The sequence below is a fragment of the Aquabacterium humicola genome, from assembly GCF_030167915.1.
GTDB lineage: Bacteria > Pseudomonadota > Gammaproteobacteria > Burkholderiales > Burkholderiaceae_C > Pseudaquabacterium > Pseudaquabacterium humicola.
On the sequence record NZ_JARGNB010000003.1, the window covers coordinates 116,843 to 138,775 of the forward strand.

At 72.8% G+C, this 21,933-nt stretch carries 21 protein-coding genes; 12 read left to right on the forward strand and 9 right to left on the reverse strand.

Annotated features, from left to right (window positions below; translation table 11 throughout):
• Position 1 precedes the first annotated feature (1 nt).
• Genes P1K89_RS16685 through P1K89_RS16705 form a run of 5 tightly spaced genes read left to right on the forward strand, consistent with a single transcriptional unit; the run spans position 2 to position 5,690 of the window.
• On the forward strand, positions 2–1,042 hold the full coding sequence (locus P1K89_RS16685) for a cupin domain-containing protein (protein ID WP_284617615.1): 1,041 nt from the start codon (positions 2–4) through the stop codon (positions 1,040–1,042).
• Positions 1,043–1,067: 25 nt separating this feature from the next.
• A complete protein-coding gene (locus P1K89_RS16690; protein ID WP_284617616.1) occupies positions 1,068–1,775 on the forward strand; it encodes a fumarylacetoacetate hydrolase family protein in 708 nt (235 codons plus the stop codon).
• Between the two features lie 38 nt (positions 1,776–1,813).
• Positions 1,814–2,785, forward strand: a complete 972-nt coding sequence (locus P1K89_RS16695) for a tripartite tricarboxylate transporter substrate binding protein (protein WP_284617617.1) — start codon at positions 1,814–1,816, stop codon at positions 2,783–2,785.
• A gap of 41 nt (positions 2,786–2,826) precedes the next feature.
• Positions 2,827–4,197, forward strand: coding sequence for a DUF2868 domain-containing protein (locus P1K89_RS16700; RefSeq protein ID WP_284617618.1), 1,371 nt, complete (start codon positions 2,827–2,829; stop codon positions 4,195–4,197).
• Positions 4,194–5,690: a DUF3482 domain-containing protein gene (locus P1K89_RS16705; protein WP_284617619.1), complete on the forward strand. Its 1,497-nt coding sequence runs from the start codon at positions 4,194–4,196 to the stop codon at positions 5,688–5,690. The genes P1K89_RS16700 and P1K89_RS16705 overlap by 4 nt, the downstream gene beginning before the upstream one ends.
• A gap of 1 nt (position 5,691) precedes the next feature.
• On the opposite strand, the gene P1K89_RS16710 is transcribed toward P1K89_RS16705, so the two are convergent.
• Positions 5,692–6,030, reverse strand: a complete 339-nt coding sequence (locus tag P1K89_RS16710) for a hypothetical protein (protein ID WP_284617620.1) — start codon at positions 6,028–6,030, stop codon at positions 5,692–5,694.
• An 85-nt stretch (positions 6,031–6,115) separates the two neighbouring features.
• Between P1K89_RS16710 and P1K89_RS16715 the strand changes: the two genes are divergently transcribed.
• From P1K89_RS16715 to P1K89_RS16725, 3 genes are all read left to right on the forward strand, one after another.
• Entirely contained in the window at positions 6,116–6,535 is a 420-nt protein-coding gene (locus P1K89_RS16715; protein ID WP_284617621.1) for a secondary thiamine-phosphate synthase enzyme YjbQ, read from the forward strand.
• A gap of 237 nt (positions 6,536–6,772) precedes the next feature.
• Positions 6,773–8,473 carry an energy transducer TonB family protein gene (locus P1K89_RS16720; protein WP_284617622.1) on the forward strand — a complete coding sequence of 567 codons (1,701 nt, stop codon included), beginning with the start codon at positions 6,773–6,775 and terminating at the stop codon, positions 8,471–8,473.
• A gap of 70 nt (positions 8,474–8,543) precedes the next feature.
• Entirely contained in the window at positions 8,544–9,347 is an 804-nt protein-coding gene (locus P1K89_RS16725; protein ID WP_284617623.1) for an alpha/beta fold hydrolase, read from the forward strand.
• Positions 9,348–9,393: 46 nt separating this feature from the next.
• Here the strand turns inward: P1K89_RS16725 and P1K89_RS16730 are convergent, their stop codons facing one another.
• The 5 genes from P1K89_RS16730 to P1K89_RS16750 all read right to left on the reverse strand — a co-directional run bounded on the left by P1K89_RS16730 (position 9,394) and on the right by P1K89_RS16750 (position 12,830).
• Complete coding sequence (locus P1K89_RS16730; protein ID WP_284617624.1) at positions 9,394–9,666, reverse strand: chorismate mutase; 273 nt, start codon at positions 9,664–9,666, stop codon at positions 9,394–9,396.
• Positions 9,663–10,145, reverse strand: a complete 483-nt coding sequence (locus P1K89_RS16735; RefSeq protein ID WP_284617625.1) for a GNAT family N-acetyltransferase — start codon at positions 10,143–10,145, stop codon at positions 9,663–9,665. Before P1K89_RS16735 ends, P1K89_RS16730 begins: the two co-directional genes overlap by 4 nt.
• Positions 10,146–10,206: 61 nt before the next feature.
• Complete coding sequence (locus P1K89_RS16740) at positions 10,207–10,710, reverse strand: metal-dependent hydrolase (protein WP_284617626.1); 504 nt, start codon at positions 10,708–10,710, stop codon at positions 10,207–10,209.
• Positions 10,711–10,728: 18 nt separating this feature from the next.
• Complete coding sequence (locus tag P1K89_RS16745) at positions 10,729–11,787, reverse strand: serine hydrolase domain-containing protein (protein WP_284617627.1); 1,059 nt, start codon at positions 11,785–11,787, stop codon at positions 10,729–10,731.
• The gene (locus P1K89_RS16750; protein WP_284617628.1) at positions 11,784–12,830 is read right to left on the reverse strand and encodes an alcohol dehydrogenase; all 1,047 of its coding nucleotides are present in this window, start codon (positions 12,828–12,830) and stop codon (positions 11,784–11,786) included. The genes P1K89_RS16745 and P1K89_RS16750 overlap by 4 nt, the downstream gene beginning before the upstream one ends.
• A gap of 106 nt (positions 12,831–12,936) precedes the next feature.
• Here P1K89_RS16750 and P1K89_RS16755 point away from each other — a divergent pair, with 106 nt between their 5' ends.
• Both P1K89_RS16755 and P1K89_RS16760 read left to right on the forward strand, forming a co-directional pair.
• A complete protein-coding gene (locus P1K89_RS16755) occupies positions 12,937–14,256 on the forward strand; it encodes a tryptophan--tRNA ligase (RefSeq protein ID WP_284617629.1) in 1,320 nt (439 codons plus the stop codon).
• A 167-nt stretch (positions 14,257–14,423) separates the two neighbouring features.
• Positions 14,424–15,230: a trypsin-like serine protease gene (locus P1K89_RS16760; protein ID WP_284617630.1), complete on the forward strand. Its 807-nt coding sequence runs from the start codon at positions 14,424–14,426 to the stop codon at positions 15,228–15,230.
• A 47-nt stretch (positions 15,231–15,277) separates the two neighbouring features.
• Here P1K89_RS16760 and P1K89_RS16765 read toward each other — a convergent pair whose 3' ends face one another.
• Complete coding sequence (locus P1K89_RS16765; RefSeq protein WP_284617631.1) at positions 15,278–16,126, reverse strand: alpha/beta hydrolase; 849 nt, start codon at positions 16,124–16,126, stop codon at positions 15,278–15,280.
• 100 nt (positions 16,127–16,226) lie between these two features.
• On the opposite strand from P1K89_RS16765, the gene P1K89_RS16770 reads away from it, so the two are divergent.
• Positions 16,227–17,717 (forward strand): cyclic nucleotide-binding domain-containing protein, encoded by a 1,491-nt coding sequence (locus P1K89_RS16770; protein WP_284617632.1) that lies wholly within the window; start codon positions 16,227–16,229, stop codon positions 17,715–17,717.
• Between the two features lie 28 nt (positions 17,718–17,745).
• Here the strand turns inward: P1K89_RS16770 and P1K89_RS16775 are convergent, their stop codons facing one another.
• Both P1K89_RS16775 and P1K89_RS16780 read right to left on the reverse strand, forming a co-directional pair.
• Positions 17,746–19,311, reverse strand: coding sequence for a phospholipase D-like domain-containing protein (locus P1K89_RS16775; RefSeq protein ID WP_284617633.1), 1,566 nt, complete (start codon positions 19,309–19,311; stop codon positions 17,746–17,748).
• 119 nt (positions 19,312–19,430) lie between these two features.
• A complete protein-coding gene (locus P1K89_RS16780) occupies positions 19,431–20,684 on the reverse strand; it encodes an MFS transporter (RefSeq protein ID WP_284617634.1) in 1,254 nt (417 codons plus the stop codon).
• Between the two features lie 186 nt (positions 20,685–20,870).
• Here P1K89_RS16780 and P1K89_RS16785 point away from each other — a divergent pair, with 186 nt between their 5' ends.
• On the forward strand, positions 20,871–21,836 hold the full coding sequence (locus tag P1K89_RS16785; protein WP_284617635.1) for an ABC transporter substrate-binding protein: 966 nt from the start codon (positions 20,871–20,873) through the stop codon (positions 21,834–21,836).
• The last annotated feature ends 97 nt before the right edge of the window (positions 21,837–21,933 follow it).

A 21,933-nucleotide genomic window follows, 5' to 3' on the forward strand; every position in this document is an offset into this window, starting at 1 on the left:
GATGACGACGACCCTCGGCACCCTCGACGACCTGCCCGCCGACTACCGCGCGGCGCTTGCCGAGCAGCACCTCGTGCCGCTGTGGCCCAGCCTGCGCGCGCTGCTGCCGCCTGAGAAGCCGCAGCCGCGCACGCGGCCGACGCACTGGTGCTACGAGGCGCTGCGCCCGCTGCTGCTGCGCGCCGGCGCGCTGACGCCGATCGAGAAGGCCGAGCGCCGCGTGCTGGTGCTGGCCAACCCGGGCTTCGGTGCCGACAGCATGCAGGCCAGCGCGGCGATGTACCTCGGCATGCAGCTGCTGCTGCCCGGCGAATGGGCGCCGTCGCACCGCCACACGCCGAACGCGGTGCGCATGGTGGTCGAAGGCGAGGGCGCGTACACGACGGTGGACGGCCAGCAGTGCCCGATGAAGCGCGGCGACCTGATCCTGACCCCCACCGGCCTGTGGCATGAACACGGCCACGACGGCGACCAGCCGGTGGTGTGGCTCGATGTGCTGGACCTGCCGCTGGTGCACTACCTCGAGGCCTCGTACCACGTCGACGGGCCGCGCCAGGTCGTGTCGCCCGGCCACGGCGAGCGCACGCATGCGCACGGCGGCATCGTGCCGGCGCCGCTGTTCGAGCGCGGCGACGCGGCCTTCCCGGTGCTGCGCTACCCGTGGGAGGCCACGCGCGCGGCGCTCGAGGCGCTGGCCGCCGACCAGCCCGGGCTGGCCGCGGTGCAGGTGGCCTACGTCAACCCGGCCACCGGCGGCGATGCGCAGGCCATGCTCGGCTACCACGCGCTGATGTTGCGGCCGGGGCAGCGCCTGCAGCTGCCGCTGCGTTCGCCGGCGCTGGTGCTGCATGTGATCGAAGGGGGCGTCGACGCGCAGATCGGCGACAGCACCTTCAGCCTGGCCGAAGCCGACACGGCCTGCGCGCCGGGCTTCACGGCGGTGCGCCTGGCCAACCGCTCGGCCAGCGCGCCCGCCTTCGTCTTCCTGGCCGACGAGACGCCGCTGCACAAGAAGCTGGGCCTCTTCGAGAACCGCGGCTGATCCCTTGCAACGAGAGCCCCCCTCCATGTCGAATCCCACCTACCTCTGGACCCCGCCGCCGGTGCCGTCGCTGCCGGTGCAGGGCCGCGTCGAGCGCCTGCCGGTGAACCGCCTGTTCTTCGTCGGCCGCAACTACCACGCGCATGCCATCGAGATGGGCCGCCCGGTCGACAAGGCCAGCGAGCGCCCGTTCTACTTCACGAAGTCAGCGTCCACGCTGGTCGAATCGGGCGCCACCGTCGCCTACCCGCCGGGCACCGCCGACTACCAGCACGAGATGGAACTGGTGGTCGCGATCGGCGCGCCCGGCTTCCGCGTCTCGGCCGGCGACGCGCATGCGCTGGTCTACGGTTACGCCTGCGGTCTGGACATGACGCGGCGCGACCTGCAGCTGGCCGCGCGCGACAAGGGCCGGCCCTGGGACCTGGGCAAGGACGTCGAGCAGTCGTCGGTGGTCTCGGCGATCGTGCCGATGCCGGGGCGGGTGCTCGACACCGGAGCGCTATCGCTCGACGTCAGCGGCCAGCCACGCCAGCGCTCGGACATCGCCAGGCTGATCTGGAACATCCGGGAGCTGATCGCCGACCTGTCCGGCTTCTACCACCTGCAGCCGGGCGACCTGATCTTCACCGGCACGCCCGAAGGTGTCGGCCCGGTACGGCCGGGCGACCGGCTCGACGGCCGCATCGAGGGCGTCGGTGACATCACGCTGCACATCGGCAACGCCGAGTGAACAACCCCGCCTCGTCCGAACACCCTGGAGACTGCCCGATGCCCGTCACCCGCCGCCTGCTGTGCGCCGCCGCCGCGCTGCTGCCCGTTGCCGCCTTTGCCGCCGAGCCCTTTCCGTCGAAGCCGGTGACGGTGGTCACCGCCTTCGCGCCCGGCAGCGGCCCGGATGCGGTGCTGCGCCTCGTCGCCGACAAGCTGTCGAAGACCTGGAACCAGCGCGTGCTGGTCGAGAACAAGCCCGGCGGCGGCGGCTTCATCGCGATCGAGGCCGTGCGCCGCGCGGCGGCCGACGGCTACACCTTGCTGCAGCTGGACAGCGAACACCTCGCCGCGCTCCCGCACCTGTACAAGGCCAAGGGCTTCGAGACGCTGAAGGCCTTCGAGCCGGCCGCGGTGCTGTTCCGCACGCCCTTCATGGTGGCGGTGTCGTCGACGTCGAAGTGGAAGTCGATGGGCGAGCTGGTCGCCGCGGCGAAGGCGCAGCCGGGCCAGGTCACCTTCGGTTCCTGGGGTGTCGGCAGCCCCGGCCACCTGGGCGGCGAGCAGCTGGAGATGAGCACCGATACCAGCATGCAGCACGTGCCCTTCCGCGAGGTGTCGCAACTCTTCACGTCGGTGGGCGGCGGCGATGTCGCGTGGAGCTTCGCGAGCATCCCGTCGAGCCAGGGGGCCTACAAGTCCGGCAAGCTGCGCTACCTGGCGGTGGCCGCCGGCAAGCGCATTGCGCAACTGCCCGAGGTGCCGACGGTCGCCGAGGCCGGCGGTCCGGCCGGGCTGGAGGTCAATTCCTTCGTCGTGCTGGTCGCGCCGCGCGGCCTGCCGGCGGCCGTGCGCGACAAGGTGCATGCCGACGTGCAGAAGGCGCTGGCCGAGCCCGACATCAAGGCCCGCTTCGACACCTTCGCCTTCGAGACGCTGGCGTGGAACGCGGCCGAGATCGAGCGCCAGGCGCAACTGAAGTCGGCGATCTACGCGGACCTGGTGCGGCGCAAGAACATCAGCCTGGAGTAGTCCAAGAGGGGGGCTTTCATGCGCGCCGGTACATTGCGCGCATGACCGAAGAGCAAGCCCGCGCCGTCGTGCTCGTGCAGGCGTTCGAGTCCGGCGAGCCGAGCTCGCTGTGGACGCCGGACGACCGCGCCTGGGCGACGCGCGTCGCGCGCGAGGACGCGGGCCGCGCGGCCGATGACTTCGCGGGTTTCGTCGTCGCGCGCGCGACGCACGCGCTGCAACGACTGTTGCCGCGCGATGCCGCGGCGCGGCACTGGATCGATCGCCGGCGCTGGTCGCTCGGCACCTGGCTGCCGGCCGCGGCGTTCGTGGCGCTGCTGCTCGGCCTGCTGGCCGACCGCATCGGCGCGCAGCAGCAGATCGACCTGTTCGCGCCGCCGGTGGTCGCGGTGGTGGCCTGGAACCTCGCGATCTACCTGGCGCTGCCGTTCTCGCACAGCGCTGGGCGAGCGCAGGGGGGCTTTCGTCGCCTGCTGCTGCGATGGCGCGCACCGGTGCCCGGGCCGGCGGCGGCCGGCGCGACCTGGGCGGTGCAGGCCGCGCCGCTGAGCCTCGCGCGCCTGGCCGCGCTGCTGCATGCCGCGGCCGCGGCGCTGGCGCTCGGCCTGATCGCCGGCCTCTACGTGCGGGGCCTCGGCCGCGACTACCGCGCCGGATGGCAGAGCACCTTCCTCGACGCGCCGGCGGTGCAGGGGTGGCTCGAAACGCTGCTGGCGCCCGCCGCCGCGCTGACCGGCATCACGGTGCCCGACGTCGCGCCGCTGCGCGTGCTGCCCGGACAGGCCGCGATGGGCGACGCCGCGCCGTGGATCCACTTGTTCGCCGCGACGCTGCTGCTCGTCGTCGTGCTGCCGAGGCTGCTGCTGGCGGCGTGGTCCGCCTGGCGCGCCGCATCGCTCGCGCGACGTTTTCCGCTGGCGCTCGACGGCGCGTACTTCGACCGCCTGCGCCTGCAGCACCGCGGCGCGCGGCGGCCGGTCGCCGAGGTGCTGCCGCACGGCGCGGCACCGTCGGCCGGCGCCGTGCTCGGCCTGCGCACGCTGCTGGCGGCGGAGCTCGGTGCCGAGGTGGAACTGCGCTTCGCCGCGGCCGTGCCCTACGGCGATGAAGAGGGCGTCGCAGCGCCGGCCGCGGGCGCCACGTTGCGCATCGCGCTGTTCGACCTGTCCGCCACCCCCGAGGCCGAGACCCACGGCCGCCTGCTCGACCGCCTGGCCGGCCCCTTGCCGCGGCTGGCGGTGATCGACGAGACCACCTTCCGCCGCCGCTTCGCGTCGATGCCCGAACGACTGCGCGAACGCCGCGCGCTGTGGCAATCGCTGGCCGCGGCGCATGGCGTGCGGGCCGTCTGCGTCGAGCTCGAAGGCGACGTGCGGGCCGCGGCCGCCGAGATGCGAAGCGCCCTGGCATGACGCCGACGAGCCCGCCCGCGCCCGTGCACCTGTCGCTGGTGTCGCACACCAACGTCGGCAAGACCACGCTCGCGCGCACTTTGCTCGGGCGCGACATCGGCGAGGTGCGCGATGCGCCGCACGTCACCGAGTTCGCCGAGATGAACCGCCTGCTGCGCAGCGAGGCCGGCGACGAGCTGCAGCTGTGGGACACGCCCGGCTTCGGCGACAGCGTGCGCCTGCTGCGCCGGCTGAAGCACCGGGGATCGCCGCTGGGCTGGTTCCTCGCCGAGGTCTGGGACCGCTGGCGCGACCGGCCGTTCTGGGCCAGCCAGCAGGCGCTGCGCCATGTGCGCGAGACCAGCGACGTCGTGCTCTACCTCGTGAATGCCGCGGAGTCGCCGGCGGGCGCGGCCTACGTGCAGCCCGAGCTGGAGCTGCTGTCGTGGGTCGGCAAGCCGGTGATCGTGCTGCTGAACCAGATGGGCGCGCCGCGCGCGGCCGCGGAGGAAGCCGCCGACATCGAACGCTGGCGCGTGCGGGTCGTCGACAGCGCCGCGCCGGTGCGCGACGTGCTGCCGATGGACGCCTTCGCGCGCTGCTGGGTGCAGGAGGGCGTGCTGCTGCAGGCGATCGGCCGCGCGCTCGGCGATGGCACCGGCGGCACCGGCGGCGATGCGCGGCTGCAGCGCCTGCACGCGGCCTGGGCGCGCGAACGGCTGGCGCGCTTCGACGGCGCGGTGCGCGAGCTGGCGGCCAGCCTCGCGCGCATCGCGAGCGCCCGCGTGCCGCTGGCCGACGACCAGCGCATGCTCGCCAGGCTGCTGCCCCGGCGCGGCGCATCGGACGCGGCGACGGCGCTGGCGCTGGCCGAGGCGCTCGATGCCGAGGTGCGCGCCAGCACGCAGCGGCTGCTGGCGCTGCATGGGATCGAAGGTCGCGCCGGGCCGGCGATCCTCGACCGCGTGGCCGCGCAGGTGCGGGTGCGCCGCTCGATCGGCGAGTCGGCCGCGTCGCTGATCGGCGGCGTCGTCGGCGGTGCGCTGTCGGGCCTGGCGGCCGACCTGATGGCCGGCGGCCTCAGCTTCGGCGCCGGCATGCTGGCCGGCGGCGTGCTGGGCGCGCTGGGCGGCGCCGGTACCGCGCGTGCGATCAACGTCGTTCGCGGCACCGGCAGCGGGTTCGCGTCATGGGACGACGCCGCGCTGACGCCCATCGTGCAGGCCACCGTGCTGCGTTACCTGGCCGTCGCGCATTTCGGCCGCGGCCGCGGCGAGTGGGTCGAGGGCGAGGCGCCGGCGCACTGGGTGCCGCTGGTGCAGGACGTGCTCGCCACCTACGACGAGGCCTTCGCCGGGCTCTGGGACGAGCGCACGGCGGCACGGGACAACCCCGGCGAAGCGCAGGCCCTCGCCGCGCGCCTGCATCCGCTGCTCGGCGACGTGCTGGCCGAAGTGCTGCAGCGCCTCTACCCGGGCACCTGGCCGGCCGACGACGACCGCTGGGCGGGCTGACTCAGGCCTGCCAGACGCCATAACCGGCCTCGCGCAGCCCGATCGCCAGCTCCACCTCCATCTCGCAGGCCGCGTGGTAGGGCATCGGGTTGTAGACCTCGTACAACGCCGGCAGCAGCCGCAGGCCATAGTCCTGCACGAAGCGATTGGCCTTCAGGCCGGCCTTGTGGCGATCGAAGCGCAGGTCGGGATCGAGCCCGGTCATGCCGACATAGACGAAGGGCTTGCCGAGCACATGGTCGGGGTTGGCCCGGCGAAAGCGCGGCTCGTTCCACACGCGGTCGCTCAGCTCCACGACGTACACGTGGTAGCGGTGGCGAGGCGCGCGGCGGGTGGGCATCGGGGCGCAGTCTAGGGCGGCGGGTGGCGCCGCGCCGATGGTCAAATGCCGGCCGAGGAGGCGCGCACCCTCGCGCCCGACCGGCATGCACCAGCACCACACCACCCTGCAAGTCACGACCCGCGGCCGCGGGCTGGTCGAGATCACCCGCCCGGTGGCCGACTGGCTGCGCGGCACCGGCCTGCGCGACGGGCTGCTGACGCTCTTCATCCGCCACACCTCGGCCAGCCTGCTGATCCAGGAGAACGCGGACCCCGACGTGCAGGCCGACCTCGAACGCTTCCTCGCCCGCCTGGTGCCCGACGGCGATGCGCTGTTCGTGCACCGCAGCGAAGGCCCCGACGACATGCCCGCGCATGTGCGCAGCGCACTCGGCCAGGTGCACCTGGCGATCCCGGTGCTGCAGTGCCGGATGGCGCTGGGCACCTGGCAGGGCGTGTACGTGCACGAGCACCGCACGCACGGCCAGACGCGGCAGGTGCTGCTGCACGCGATGGGGGAGTGAACACCGGTGCAGCGCGCGCCGGCCCCGACCGTTGCCAAGGCACGATCGCGCGTGCCCGATGGCTGGCCGCCGCGCGGCGCCGGCATCGGCGGGCAGGGCCGGCGATTCAACACGGCGCTGCTGCTGTCGCTGGTGGTGCATGCGGCGCTGCTGAGCCTGAGCTTCGGCGAAGGCCACGGGCTGCCCGGCTTCGGTTCGCCGTGGCGCGAGCGGCGCGTCGAAGTGCCCGAGCTGCGTGTGCGCATCGAGCCGCTGCCGCCGCCGGCCACGGCACCAGACAACGCACCGGCGATGGTCGGTGGCCTCGATGGGGAGCCGCCCGCCGACGTGCCGCCGCCAAGCCCCGCGTCCCCGAGTGCACCGCGCGATGCCGCGGTCGTCGAGCTGATCGACGCGGCACCGCCGCCGCACGCTGCGGCCGAGCCGCCGACGGTTGCCGCAGCGGTCGCAACGCCCGGGCTGCCGAGCGCTGAAGCCGCTGCCGCGCGCGTCCGGCCGGCTCCGCCGGAGTCCGCGCCGACAACTGCGCCTGAACCCGCGCCTGAACCTGCGCCTGAACGCGCGCCGACACCCGCGCCGGCTGTGATCGCCGTCGATCGCGCCACGCCGCCCGCACTGGCCGTGCCACCCCCGCCGCCGGTGCTGCCGGAGCCGGTCGCCGTCGCGGCTGAGCCGAGTGCGTCCAGTCCGGCGCCGCTGCCGCCCACATCGTCGGTTATCAGACCGGACGAGCCGGCGTCAGCCGTGCCCGCAGAGCCCGATCCGGCCGAACGGGCTGCACGGCAGCGGGCCGAGCAGACAGAAGCCGCGCGACTGGAAGCGGCGCGGGCCGAAGCCGCTCGCGTGGAGGCTGCGCGCGCCGAAGCTGCGCGCCAGGAAGCCGCGCGTCAGGAAGCCGCGCGCGCCGAGGCGGCCCGACAGGAGGCGACCCGGCAGGCTGCGGCCCGCGAGGAGGCCGAGCGACAGGAGGCGGCGCGCCAGGCCGCGCAGCGGCGTCAGGCTGAACAGCAGGAGGCGGCCCGCCAGGAGGTGGCGCGCGCCGAAGCCGCCCGCGCCGAGGCTGCGCGGATCGAGAAGGAGCGCCAGGAGCACGCCCGGCAGGCCGCGGCGCGGCAGGCCGCCGAGCAGGAGGCCGCTCGCCAGCAGGCACAGCGTGAAGCAGCGCGCCAGGAGGCCGAGCGGCAGGCTGCGCAGCGCCAGGAGGCTGAGCGGCAGGCCGCGCAGCGGCGGGAGGCGGAACAGCAGGCCGCGCAGCGGCGGGAGGCCGAACAGCAGGAGGCTGCGCGCCAGCTCGCCGCCGCACGCGCCGAGGCTGCGCGCCGGGAGGTCGAACGCCAGGAAGCCGCACGTCAGGAAGCCGCACGCGCCGAAGCGGCCCGCCGCGAGGCGCAGCAGCAGGAAGCCGCCCGCCAGGCCGCGGCGCGTGACGAGGCCGCGCGCCGTCGCGCCGAGGAGGACGAAGCGCGCGAAGCCCGCCGCCGCGCGATGGGCCGCCAGCTGGACGAGGAAGCCGCGCAGCGCCAGGCCGCCGAGAAGGCGCAGGAGGCCGCGCGCTCGACCAGCCTGCTGCCGCATTCGTGGAGCACCGCCCGGCGCGGCCGCCTGTTCGGCCGCATCGACCCGCATGCCGCGCTCGTGGCCTATGGCGAGGCCTTCGCGCGCAAGATCCACGAGAACATGACGATCGACATGGTGCGCGAGGCCGCGAAGCGCCCGCACGTCGATCCCGTCGTCACCGTCGCGATCCGCCGCGACGGCTCGGTGGAGTCGATCACCATCGTCGTCTCCAGCGGCGTGCCCGAGATCGACGACGCGGTGAAGCGCATCGTGCACAGCCAGGTGCCGTACCGGCCGTTCCCGCCGGCGCTGGCGCAGGACTACGACGTGGTCGAGATCCGCCGCACCTGGCACTTCGACGTCGCGGTGCGCCTGCAATAGGCACGCCACGGGATGCCGATGCCGCGGCATTGCGGCATGATCGGCCGCCCCCCCCTTGCGGGAGAAATCCATGCCCAACGTCATCTCCGACGGCGTGTCGATCCACTACGAGGTGCGCGGGCAGGGCACGCCGGTGCTGCTGCTGGCGGGGCTGGCGGGCATCGGCGCCTCGTGGGGTCCGCAGATCGATCTGTTTGCCGCGCACCACCGGGTGATCGTGCCGGATCACCGCGGCACCGGCGCGTCCGAGCACACGGCGCAGGGCATGACGATCGCGCAGCATGCGCGGGACATGGCACGGGTGATCGACGCGGCCGCCTGCGGGCCGGTGCATGTGGTGGGCTCGTCGACCGGCGGTGCGATCGCGCAGCGGCTGGCGATCAAGCATCGCGAGCTGCTGCGCAGCGCGACGATCATCTCGTCGATCGCCCGCGCGGACGCTTACTATCGGCGTCAGTTCGAGATGCGCCGCCGCATGCTGACCGACTCCGGCCTGCGCGCCTCGACCGAGGCCAACGCCCTGTTCCTCTTCAGTGCGCGCTTCATGCGCGAGCAGCCCGAGCGTGTGCAGGCCTGGGTCGATGCCGCGTCGGCCGGCCCCTTCGAGCCCGAGATCGCCTTCGCCCGCATCGACATGATCGTCGGACATGACGCCTGGGACGATCTGCCGTCGATCACGACGCCGACCCTGGTGCTGGTGGGCGAGCGCGACGCCTGCGCGCCGACGCATTTTTCGGCCGAGCTCGCGCAGCGCATCCCGGGCGCCGAGTTCATCGTGCTGGACGGCGGGCACTTCATCTTCCTGGAACAACCCGAGCTGCTGCACGACACGGTGGCGGCCTTCATCGCAAGGCACACGAGTGACGGACGGTGATTCCCGGACGGTCGCGGTCACAGCCCGGCGCCACCGGGCGCGCGGTTCACACCGACCGGTGCTCGCGCACGACCTCCTCGATCACCAGGCGGAACACCGCCGCGACCAGTTGCGGCGCCAGGCCGCTGGCCGCTGCAAGTTGACGATGGCGCTGCTGCTGCGCGGCTTCGCGATCGGCATCCACCGCGGGCAGGGCCGCGCGGGCCTTGAGCCGGCCGACTTCCCGCGTGACCGCGAAGCGCCTGGCCAGCAGGCGGACGAGCTCGTCGTCGAGCTGGTCGATCTCGGCGCGCAGCGCCTGGAGCGTCTTGTCGGTCATCGTGCCTCGCCGGTCGCCGCGCCCTCGGGCTGGCGGACGTAGTAGTTGTCCCACTCGGCCGACTCGATCAGCCGGAAGCCGTGGCGCAGGTAGAACTGGTTGGACCGGCTGTGCTTCAGCGCGCCCACGCGCAGGGGCCGGCCGGCGGCATCGGCGTCGGCGAACAGCACGGCCAGCACGGCGCCGCCGAGGCCGCGGCCTTGCGCCGCGGGCAGCAGGTAGAGGTGGTCGAGCAGCAGGCCGTCGTCGAGCGGCCGCACGACGACGAAGCCCACACGCTGGCCGGACGCGACGATCTCCCGCGTGTGATCGGCTACGAAGGTACCGAGGAAGCGATCGCGGGCGCGCTGGGCATCGAATCGTCCGACGGCTTCCAGGCTCTCGCGCATGGCCTCGACGCGAATGCGCGCCAGGTCCTCCGCATCGCTGGGGCGGACGGGGCGGAGCTCGACGGGCGGTGCGGACACGGTGCGGTTCATGGCGGCAGGACAAGGGCCGCGGGATCGTACCTGCCGCCGGCGCCCGGTCGCCCGGCCGGCCTCAGCCGCCGCGCCGTGCCGTCGCGACGACGCTTCGCACGCCGATGATCAAGAGGCCCAGCACCCCCGCGGCGGCGCAGGCCGTGTGCAGCATGTCGAGCGGGACGATGCCGAGCAGGTGATTGCGCCCGGACCACGGCGCCAGCGGCGCGATGTCGGCGTGCATCAGGCTGTCCAGCGCCACGTGCGACCAGGCGCCCAGCGCGGCGCCGATCACCACCGGCCGCAGCGACAGGCCTTGCCAGTCCAGCGGGTTCGGCAGGCGGATGCGCGCGGCGCACCGCCGCAGCGCCGGGAAGAGCCCGATCAGCGCCAGCGCGGCCAGCGTCGCGCCGAGGTACGAGTGGAAGAACGCATGCACCGGATGGCGATGGTTCACGAGGTTGTAGAGCGACTCCACGTCGATCGCCACGTTGGCGGCGCAGAAGGCCAGGAAGCTGACCTGCCGCGGGGCGGCGGCGTGCAGCAGCGCACCGGGGCCGAAGTGGAACGGGGTGAAGGGCATGGCGCGTCGGCCGCGGCACTACGGCGCCTTCGGCGCCGCCGGCGTGTCGCGCCGCCACGGCGCAGCCGCGAGGATGCGGCGGTAGAGCGCGGTGAACTGCTCCGCGTCGACCCCGGGGCCGTCGAACAGCCCCCAGCCGACGCGGTGCACCACCACCAGGTCGCGCGCCGCGTTGATCAGCAGGAACTGGCCGCGGCTGCCTTCGGCCCACACGTTGCCGAAGGCCGGCCGGGTCCACCACATGTAGCCGTAGGCGCCACCGGGCGGGAAGGTGGTGACGGCCCGCGTGCTCTCGGCGATCCATTCGGGCGCCACGATCTGCCGCGGTCCCCAGCGTCCCTGCCGGGACACCAGCAGGCCGATCCGCGCGAGGTCGCGCGCCGACAGCCACATCATGTAGGCCGGGTGCTCGCTCGCGTCGATGCGGTTGAAGCGGAAGTGTTTCGCCGGCTGCAGGTCCTGGAAGCCGAGCGGCTGCGCCAGCTCGGCCTCGAGGCCCTCGAACACCGTGCGGCCGGTGGCGCGCTGGTACACGGTGCCCAGCACGTTGAAGTCCCAGTTGTTGTAGTACCAGAACGTGCCGGGCGCGTGGCTGCCGCGCTCGGGCCGCTGGCGCGCCATGTCGGGCGTCTCGTTGGCGGCCGGCAGGTAGACGCCCGAGCGCGCCTGCATCAGCTGGCGCACGGTCGCGCGCTTCTCGTCGGCCGTCAGGCCGGCCTTGTCGTCGATGCCGAGTTCGCCCAGCGACTTGTCCAGGTCGATGCCGCCGCGCCCGGTCTGCATGCCGATCAGCAGGCTGAGCAGGCTCTTGCGCACGGAGGCCACGTCCAGCGGCCGCTCGATGTCGCCGAAGCGATGCACGATCACGCCTTCATGCACCACCAGGTAGGCCGCGCTGCGCAGCTGGCGCGCGAGCTCGTCGGCCTGCTGCAGCTTCTCGGCGGACCAGCCCTTGGCCGCGGGGTCGACCTCGGTCCACTGCGCCGCGGGATAAACCGCATCGGACGCGGCCACGAGGCCGCCGGCGGCCAGGCCCAGCACCAGCGCGGCGCAGACGATGCGGCGCAGGTGCCTCATGGCTGCAGCACCGTGCGGCCGCGCACCGCGCCGTCGCGCAACGCGGCCAGCGCCTCGTTGACCTCGGCCAGCGGCCGGGTGGTCACCGGCAAGGCCGGCAGGCCGCCCCGGCGCGCCAGGGCCATCAGTTCCCCCATCTCGGCCAGGCTGCCGACGTACGAGCCGATGATGCTGATCGCGCGCAGCGGCAGCATCGCCGGCGTCACCGTCGCTGCGCCGCCGAAGAGCCCCACGCTGACCAGCCGGCCGCCCTTGCGCAGCATCGACAGGCCGAAGGAGAAGGTGCTGGCCGCGCCGACGAAGTCGATCGACGCGGCGGCGCCTCCGGTGGCCTTCATGAAGGCCTTTGCCGCATCGGCATCGGTCGGGTCGAGGCAATCGGCCGCACCGGCCTCGCGCGCGAGGTCCCACTTGCCGCGGTCGATCTCGGCGACCACCGGCCTGACGCCGAGTGCCGCAGCGGCCACGCGCACGCCCGACAGGCCGACGCCGCCCGCGCCGATGACCAGCAGCGTGTCGCCGGCCTCGAGCGGCGCGCATTTCTTCAGCGCGCTCCAGGCGGTCAGGCCCGAGCAGGCGTAGGTGCAGGCCTGCGCCTCGGGCAGCGGGTCGTAGGCGAAGAGGTAGCGCGGGTGCGGCACCAGCACGTGGTCGGCGAAGCCGCCGTCGCGGTTGACGCCCAGCGCCCGTGGCGCGGCGCACAGCTCTTCATGGCCGCCGCGACAGGTGCCGCACGTGCCGCAGCCGATCCACGGGAATACGACCCGCCGGTCGCCGACCTCGACGCCTTGCGCGTCGGGTCCGAGCGCGACGACGCGACCGGCGATCTCGTGGCCCAGCACCCGCGGCGGCGCGATGCCGCGGCTCAGGTCGAGCCTGTTGCCGCCGCCGAGGTCGAAGAAGCCCTCGTGCAAGTGCACGTCGCTGTGGCACAGCCCGCAGCTGCCGACCTGCAGCAATACCTCGGTGCCGGTGGGCCGCGGTGTTTCGCGCAGCACCTGCGCCAGCGGTCGGCCGAACGCGTCGAAGGGGTAGCTGAGCATCGTCTCACCTCGCGATCCGAGCGCCGACTGTAGCGGCGCATCGAGCCGGGATGCCGGCGGGCCGGGCGCCGACTACGATGTCCCTGAAGCATCGAAGGCCCCGCGAATGACCGAACGTTTCCTCACCGGCATCACCACCACCGGCACGACCCACCTGGGCAACTACGTCGGTGCCATCCGGCCCTCGGTGGTCGCCAGCCGGACGGCCGGCGTGGAGAGCTTCTTCTTCCTGGCCGACTACCACGCGCTGATCAAGTGCGACGACCCCGAGCGCGTCGCGCGCTCGCGCATGGAGATCGCCGCCGCCTGGCTGGCAGCGGGCCTGGACATCGAGCGCGCCACGTTCTACCGCCAGAGCGACGTGCCCGAGGTCACCGAGCTGACCTGGCTGCTGAACTGCGTGACGCCCAAGGGCCTGATGAACCGCGCCCATGCGTACAAGGCGGCGACCGACGTCAACCGCGCCGCCGGCGGCGAGCTCGACGACGGGGTCAGCATGGGCCTGTACGCCTACCCGATCCTGATGGCCGCCGACATCCTGCTGTTCAAGGCCACGAAGGTGCCGGTGGGGCGCGACCAGGTGCAGCACATCGAGATGGCGCGCGACATCGCGCAGCGCTTCAACCACCAGTTCGGCCGGGGTCGTGCGCTGCTGGTGCTGCCCGAGGCGCAGGTCGACGAGTCCCTGGCCACCTTGCCCGGCCTCGACGGGCGCAAGATGTCGAAGAGCTACGACAACGTGATCCCGCTCTTCGCCGGCGGCGCGAAGGGCCTGCGCGAGGGCGTGGCGCGCATCGTCACCGACTCGCGGCTGCCGGGCGAGCCGAAGCACACCGAGGGGGTGGCGCTCGTCGCCATCCACGATGCCTTCGCGACGCCGGCGCAGCGCGAGGCCTTCCGCGCCGACCTGCGCGCGGGCCTCGGCTGGGGGGATGCGAAGGAGCGCGTCGTGCGCCTGGTCGATGCCGAGCTGGCGCCGCTGCGCGAGCGCCACGCCGAACTGCTCGCGCAGCCGCAGCGCATCGAGGACGCGTTGCAGGCGGGCGCCGCCAAGGCGCGGCGGCGCTGCGCGCCGCTGATCGCCGAGCTGCGCGACGCGGTCGGATTGCGCGCGGTGCGCGCGCCGGCCTCGTCTCCCCGATCGGCCCCGGGCGGCGGCGCTGCGCCCGCGACCTTCAAGCAGTTCCGCGAAGCCGACGGCCGCTTCCGCTTCAAGCTGGTCGATGGCGACGGCACGCTGCTGCTCGACAGCGAAGCCTTCGACGACGCGCGCGCGGCCGGCCAGTGGGTGAAGCGGCTGAAGCACGAAGGCCCCGGCGCGCTCGGCGATGCGCCGGTGGCCCTGGCGCCGGGTGTCGAACACGCGCGGGTGGTGCAGGTGCTGGCGGACCTGGCGGCGCTGGCGGCCGGGGCCGCGGATGCGTGAAGGGCATGACGCGGGTACCGCTGCAAGGACGGGGCGCGGCCCCGCGCGTGACGGGCCGGCAACGACCGAGGGAAAACCGCGCCGCGCATTCGCGGGGGTGGGCGTTACACGATCACACGTGTCATCGACACTGGGATTCCCATATCGATTCCCGAGGAGAGAGCGTGATGTTCCAACGTCTGACCCTCACGGCCGTGACGGCTGCCGCGCTGCTGACCACCGTTCCGGCCCAGGCCATCACCGATGGCGAGCTCGACGGCAACCGCCATCCCAATGTCGGCCTGATGGTCGCACTGGACTCGCTGGGCAACCCGATGTGGCGCTGCAGCGGCACGCTGGTGTCGCCGCGCCACTACCTCACCGCCGGCCACTGCACCGACGGCGCGGCGCGCGTGACGATCTGGTTCGACGCCGACATCGATGCCGGCCGCCCGGGCAATGGCTATCCGACCAGCGGCCAGGTGTTCGGCACGCCCTACACGCACCCGCTGTTCCCGACGGCCTCCTTCGTCGTCAACGACGTCGGCGTCGTCGTGCTCGAGAACGACTTCGGCGCGCCGCCCTACGCGACGCTGCCGGCCATCGGCGCGCTGGACCAGCTGGCCAGACGTCGCGGCAAGCAGGACGTGAGCTTCACCGCCGTCGGCTACGGCCTGCAGAAGAGTTTCCCCGACGCGGCGAGCTGGCAGACGCAGGCCAACCGCGTGCGCATGCTCGCGACGCCCAAGCTGCTGCAGATCAACGTGCCCGGCTTCACCGGCGACTTCTCGGTCCTGCTGTCGAACAACGCCAACACCGGCGGCACCTGCTTCGGCGACTCCGGTGGGCCGAACTTCATCGGCAGCTCGAACGTCATCGGCGGCGTCACGTCCTTCGGCATCAACGGCAACTGCGCCGGCACCGGCGGCGTGTTCCGCATGGACACGAGCAACGTGCAGGACTGGCTGAAGACCTTCCCGGGCCTGATGCCCTGAGCACGGGCGCGCGGGCACGGCGGTCGCGCGCCCGCCGCGCGCGGTGATCAGCGCGGTGCTGCGAAGTACCGCGACAAGGCGTCCTCGAAGGCGGGCAGGTCGGAGCCGACGTGCGTGCTGTTGTACTCGGCATGCGCCAGCGTCAGGCCCGGATGGGCTTCCGCCGTCATCTGCTCGTAGAGCGCACGGACCATCGGGCCGTTGAAGTTCTGGGCCCCCGCGAGGAACAGCGTCGCGGGCAGCGCGCGGCCCGCGATGCTCTGCTCGTACTGCAGGTAGCCGGACGCATTGCCGTGCGTGCCGAAGCTCGAATCGGTCGACAGGTAGTGCGAGAAGCTGAGGTTGCCCGACGGCGCTTCCAGCACCAGCGCGGCGACGACGAAGTAACCGCCATGCGACAGGCCCGACAGCGCGCGGCGCTTCGCATCCGCGCGGTACTGGCGCTCGATCGCGGGCGCCAGTTCCGTGGCGACGAACTGCAGGTAGCTCGCGGCGCCGGGCAGCAGGAAATCGCTGTTGCGGCGCTGCGTGCCGCCGATGCCCACCAGGATGGCCTGCGTGCCGCGGCGCTGCATCACGTCCTTGAAGGCGTCGAAACGCGGCTGTCCGCCGGGGCCGTAGGGCGCGTCGCCTTCGGTGGCGTAGATCACCGGCAGCAAGCCGGTGCCGCTGGCGTAGGACGCCGGCAGCCAGACCTGGATCGCATAGGCAGCGCCCGTGTTCTGCGACACGAGCGTGAAGCTGATCACCTGCCCGCTCGGCTGAGACGGCGGATCGCCTGTCGATCCGCCGCCGCCGCAGGCCGACAGCGCCGCTGCCAGCAGCACCAGGGCGTGGCGCCGCGAGGGCTGCAGGCGCCGCAGCGGGTCTCGTGCCGATCGATCGACAACAGGCATGGGCACTCCAGGGCTCTCGGCGAAGCGAAGCGCGCAGCTTAAGGCGTGGGAACCCCCGATCGCGACGGGCCGCGCCGGGCGCACAATGCATCGGACACCCATGCCGAAGATCGCCCGATCCGACATCGTCGTCCCGAACAAGCTCGAGCCTGCCGCGCGCGAAGGACTGATCGAGGCGCTCTACAAGGTCCACTGCCAGGTCTTCGACGGCGTCAGCCGCGACGCGTTCGCGAAGTACGTCGTCGAGTCGAAGGCCGAGCACACCTGGATCAACGTGCACCGCGATCACGCCGGCGAGATCGTCGGCTACTTCGCGCTGCACATCTTCGAGCGGGAGCTGGGCGGCCAGGCGTGCGCCATCTTCCGTGCGGAAGCCGGCACCTTGCGCACCCACCGCGGTGGCAATACCAATACGCGCTTCGGCCTCGAGCTGGCGCTGCCCTACCTGCTGCGCCACCCGGGGCGGCGGATCTACTACCTCGGCTCGCTGGTGCACCCGTCGAGCTACTGCCTGTTCGACAAGCTCTTCGACGTGGTCTGGCCGAGCGCCCGGCATCCGCCGCCGCCGGACGTGCTCGCCTTCATGGACGAGCTGGCGAACTCGTTCGGCCTCGAGCGCGTCAGCGCCGACAACCCGCTCACCCGCCAGGTGCACTGGATCACGCGCGACACCGAGGTCGAGCGCCACTACTGGCGCCAGTGCAACAAGCCCGCGGCGCGTTTCTTCATCGAGGCCAACCCTGGCTACGGCGAGGGCGATGGGCTCGTCACGCTGGTGCGGGTCGACGCGCACAACCTCCGGCACCTGATCGCCAGCTTCTTCGGCGAGCGCTACGCGCGGCGCAAGGAAGCGTGGATGGTGCGGCTGTACCGCCTGCCCATCGGCGGGCAGCTGCTGCGTCCGGCGGAGGTGGTGCGGCGCCTTCAGGCGACCACCCTGTTCGGCTCGTTCGACGCCCCGAGCCTGGCCACGCTGGCACGCAGCGCGCAGATCGTCGCGCTGCCGGCGGGCAAGGACCTTTTCCGGGCCGGCGACCCCGGCGACGAGCTCTACGTGATCGCGCGCGGCGCCGCCTATGTGCTGTCCCCGGGCGTTGGCGACGGCGAGGGTGGGGGCGACGCCCACATCATCGACGAGCTGGCCGCCGGCGACCTGTTCGGCGAGATCGCGATGCTCAGCGGCGATCGCCGCAGCGCCTCGGTGCGCACGGCCACCGCGACGCTGCTGATCCAGATCTCGCGGCCGGCCTTGTTCTCCATCCTCGATGCCCACCCGGAGCTCAGCGAGATCATCTGGAAGAACTTCGCCGCGCGGCGCTTCGACGACTGCGTGCGCAGCCTGCCGGGGTGGAAGACGATGGCGCGCGCGGCGCGGCTGGCGGTCGTCGACGCGGGGCAGCACCGGCCGCTGGCCGCGGGCGAGCGCGCCGAGCTGAGCGCCGGGGACCGGCTGCTGGTGCTGCTGGGCACCGTGCAGGTCGAGCAGGCGGGCACGTCCACCGTCGTGCGCGCGCCCGCCTTCTTCGACACGACGCAGGCGATGGCCGTGACCGCCAGCGGCGCGGCGCGCATCGTGCGGATCGCGCGCTGACGACAGCCGCGGATCGCCCTGTCGCCTGCTACAGCGCGTCCTCGGACACCAGCAGCGATTGCAGCCACAGCACGAAGTCGAGCCACAGGCTCGCGTGCGGCTCTTCGCGCCGCACCTGGGTCTGGCCGCTGTCGTCGCGGACATGCCATTCGACCGTGTGGCCGTCTTCGCCCAGCTGCAGCCGGTACATGCTGCCGAAGGCATCGGCGCGCAGCAGCCCGAGTGCTTGTTGCGTGAGCGCCGCGCAGTCGATGGTGACGCCGAGCTCGGTATTCAGCGTCGCCGAGCGAAGATCGAGGTTGACCGACCCCACCACCATCCAGCGCCGATCCACGCCCGCCACCTTGGCGTGCAGGCGGGGCGTGGACTTGCCGAAGACCCCGAAGGTTTTCGACCGCCGCACCAGTTCGGGACCGAACTCGTACACCTGCACCCCCAGCCGCAGCATGTCGGCGCGGTAGCGCGAGTAGGCGCGGTACACCAGCGGCTCGTCGGTGGAGCCGAGCGAGTTGGTGACGATCAGCACGCGCGTGCCGCGCTTCTGCGCTTCGCCCATCATGCGCAGGCCGACCGGACCGGGCAGGAAGTACGGATTGACGATGACCACCTCCTCGCGCGCGGCGGCGATCACGTCGAGCTTGGCGCGCATGGCCGGGCTGGCCTTGTTCGGGTCCGGCGGTTGCAGCACCTTGTCGGGCGGGTCGTCGTGCACGCGGGCACTGCCGGGCAGCAGTTGCAGCCGGCCCTGCGCGATCTGCGCCCGGACCGTGCTCTGGCCCAGGTAGTCCTTCGGCGGCACGTTCGGCGGCGGACCGGCGATTTCCGCCAGCCGCACGTCGAAGTCGGCGCGGCGCTCGGCGGGCTTCATCGCGCGTTCCAGCGCGTGCAGCCGCTGCTCCAGCGCCCACACCTGTTCGCTGTTCCAGTAGCGGTCGAAACTGGCCGACAAGTCGCGCACGACGGCGCCGGTGGAGAGCACGTCGAGGTCGATGAAGTTGGCCTGGCCGTGGCGCGTGAAATATTCGTCGGCGAGATTGCGCCCGCCGTAGACGGCCACCTGGTTGTCGGCGACGAAGAGCTTGTTGTGCATGCGGCGGTTCACGCGCGAGAACTCGTGCAGCGACAGCAGCATGCGGCGGATCGGCGTGCCGAAGCGTTCCGGCAGCGGGTTGAACAGGCGCACCTCGACGTTCGGGAACGCGGCCAGGCCGCGCAGCACGAGGTACAGGTCGCCGGCGTAATAGTCGTCGACGAGCAGCCGCACGCGCACGCCGCGCAGCGCGGCATCCCGCAGCGCCGACAGGAAGGCGGCGCCGGCGGTGTCGGCATGCACGTGGTAGTACTGCGCGTCGATCGAACGCGTCGCCGCTTCGGCCAGCGCCAGGCGCGCATCGAAGGCCATTTCGCCGCTGGGCAGCAGCCGGAAGCCCGACTCGCCGCCGGCAGCCTCGGCCAGGCTCGCCGCGGCGATGCGCCCGAGCGGCGTGCCGCCGGTATCGGCGAGGGCGCTGCTGGCGGGCTGCTGGACGCGCGGCGGCAGCGTCGTGCACGCGGACAGCAGCAGCACGAAGAAGGCGGTGAACCAGCGACTCATGGCTTCGATTCGGACCCGCATCGAACGTTGCGCCGATTCTGCGCCCTTGCGGCGGCCCGTGCGCGGTGAAAGGTTCAAGCGCCGGCAGTGCGCTTTGTCACCGCGCGCGGCGGCCGGTGTCATGCCGCTGCCGCCTCCGGCGAGCGCCCGGGCGTGCTGCTGCTGCGATAGGCCCAGAACCGCGGCAGCGCGAAGCCGGTGAGGATCACGCCCGCCAGGCAGATCGCGCCGCCGATCCAGATGGCGGCGGAAACCCCCCAGGCATCGGCCATGAAGCCGGCGCGCGCGCTGCCGATCAGCGGGCCGGTGAGGTAGCTGATCATCTCGATGCCCGCCAGCCGCCCACGTAGCGTGTTAGGAATGGTCTCGTTCCAGATCGTGCCGCGGAAGACGCCGCTGACCATGTCGGCCGCGCCGGCCGCGGCCAGGCAGGCCAGCGCGAGCATCAGGCTGGGCGCGAAGCCGAGCGCGACGATGCCCAGCGCCCACGCGGCCGCGGCGATGACCACCGCGCGGCCATGGCGCGTGACGCGGCCGGCCCAGCCGCTGAACAGGCCGATCGCCAGCGCGCCCACCGACATCGCCGACAGCAGCCAGCCCACCGACTCGGTGCGGCCGTTGGCTTGCGCCATCGCCGGGAACAGCGCCACCGGGAAGGCGAAGGCCATCGCGATGATGTCGACGATGTAGGTGCCCATCAGCACCGGCCGCGCCCACGCGAAGCGCAGGCCCTCGGCCAGGTCGGCCAGCAGGTGCGGGCGCTCCCCGGGCACGCCGGCCGTGCCCACCGCCGCGCGCGGGATGCGGGCAATGAAGAACAGCGCCGCGAGGAAGGTGGCGAAGTCGAACAGGTAGGCGCCCACCGCGCCCCAGCGCGCCAGCAGCAGCCCGGCCAGTGCCGGCCCCGCCACCATGCCCACCGTGCCGCGCACCGAGGACAACGCGGCCACGGCGGCGAACTCCTCGGGGCGCGCGAGCTTCTGCGTCAGCGCCTCCAGCGCCGGCCGATGGAAGCCGCTGGCGCCCTGCAGCACCGCCACCAGCGCGTAGATCGCCAGCACGCTGGGCGCGGTGGCCAGCGCATTGGCCAGCAGCCCGGCCAGGCACAGCGCCATCAGCGCTTCCGACGCGATCAGCAGGCGCTTGCGGTCCACCCGGTCGGCCACCGCGCCGCCGAGCAGCCCGCAGGCGAGCACCGGCACCAGCTGCACCAGGCCCAGCAGGCCGACCTGCGCATTGGAACGGGTCAGCTCGTAGATCTGCCAAGGCACGGCCACGTAGCTGACCATCGTGCCCAGGCCGGAGATGAACTGGCTGGCGAAGAGGCGGCGGAACGCGGTGTTGTGGCGCAGCGGGCCGATGTCGATGAGCATGCACGGGATTCTGGCGCGCCCGGCCGCGGGCGGGCGCTGGTGATCGCGGTCGCCTTCTGACGTGTCTGACGTGTGCAACCCCCGGCCGGCCCGCTGCGCGCCGGCCCAGGTCGAGGCCAGGCCGCCCAAGCTTGCCGGTAGGCCGCCGACAGGGCAAAGTCCCTCGTCGCAGGTGCCCAGATGACCGTGAACCGACGCGCCGTGCTGTTGCTGCCGCTCATGGGGCTGGAGACGGTGCGTGCGCAGGCGGCGAAGGTTCGGCTGGTGGGCTACCTGTCGCTGGCCCCGCCCGGCATCGGTCTGCGCGCGTTCCGCAGCGCCCTGCAGGCGCTGGGCTACGTGGAGAGTCACAACCTGCGCTTGCTGACCCGTTCCGCCGATGGCCACACCGACCGCCTGGACGAACACGTGGCCGGACTGCTGGCACACAAGGTCGACGTGCTGGTGGTCGTCTCGACCGCCACCGCCGTCGCGGCGCACAAGGCCACGACGACGACTCCCATCGTCTTCGTCAGCGTCATCGATCCGCTCAAGGTCGGCCTGGTGGCCAGCCTGGCCCGGCCCGGCGGCAACATCACCGGCATCGCCGGCTGGGTGGGCAACGCCGGCTTCGCCGGCAAGTGGATCGAGCTGCTGAAGGAAGCCGCGCCGGAGATCACGCGAGTGGCCGTGCTGTCGAATGCCGCCAACCCGCAGACGGCGCAGCAGTTGAGCGAGATCGAAGTCGCCGGCAGGGCCCTGCAGCTGCGGCTCGAACTGCTCGACGCGGGCAACCCCGCCGCACTGGAGCGGGCGCTGGGCGACACCGTCGCTCGTGGTGCGCAAGGGCTGCTGGTGGCGGGCGACCCGTTCTTCAGCGTCCAGCAGGCCCGCATCACCCGGTTCGCGGCCAGCCGCAGGCTGCCCGCGGTGTACTTCTTTCGCTCGTTCGTCGAGGCCGGCGGGCTGATGAGCTACGGCGCGCACCAGGAGGACTCCTATCGGCGCGCCGCCGCGTATGTGGATCGCATCCTGAAGGGTGAACGGCCGGCCGACCTGCCGGTCGAGCTGCCGGCGCGCTTCGAACTGGTGATCAACCGGCGCGCCGCGCGCGACATCGGCCTGGCGCTGCCCGCGGCGCTGCTGATGCGCGCGGACGATGTCATCGAGTGATCGGCGACGCCGCCGTATATTGCTCGGCACGACTGGCCCTCTTCGAGGAGACCGACGCATGCAAAACCGGATCGGCATGGTGCAGCCCAATGCGCAC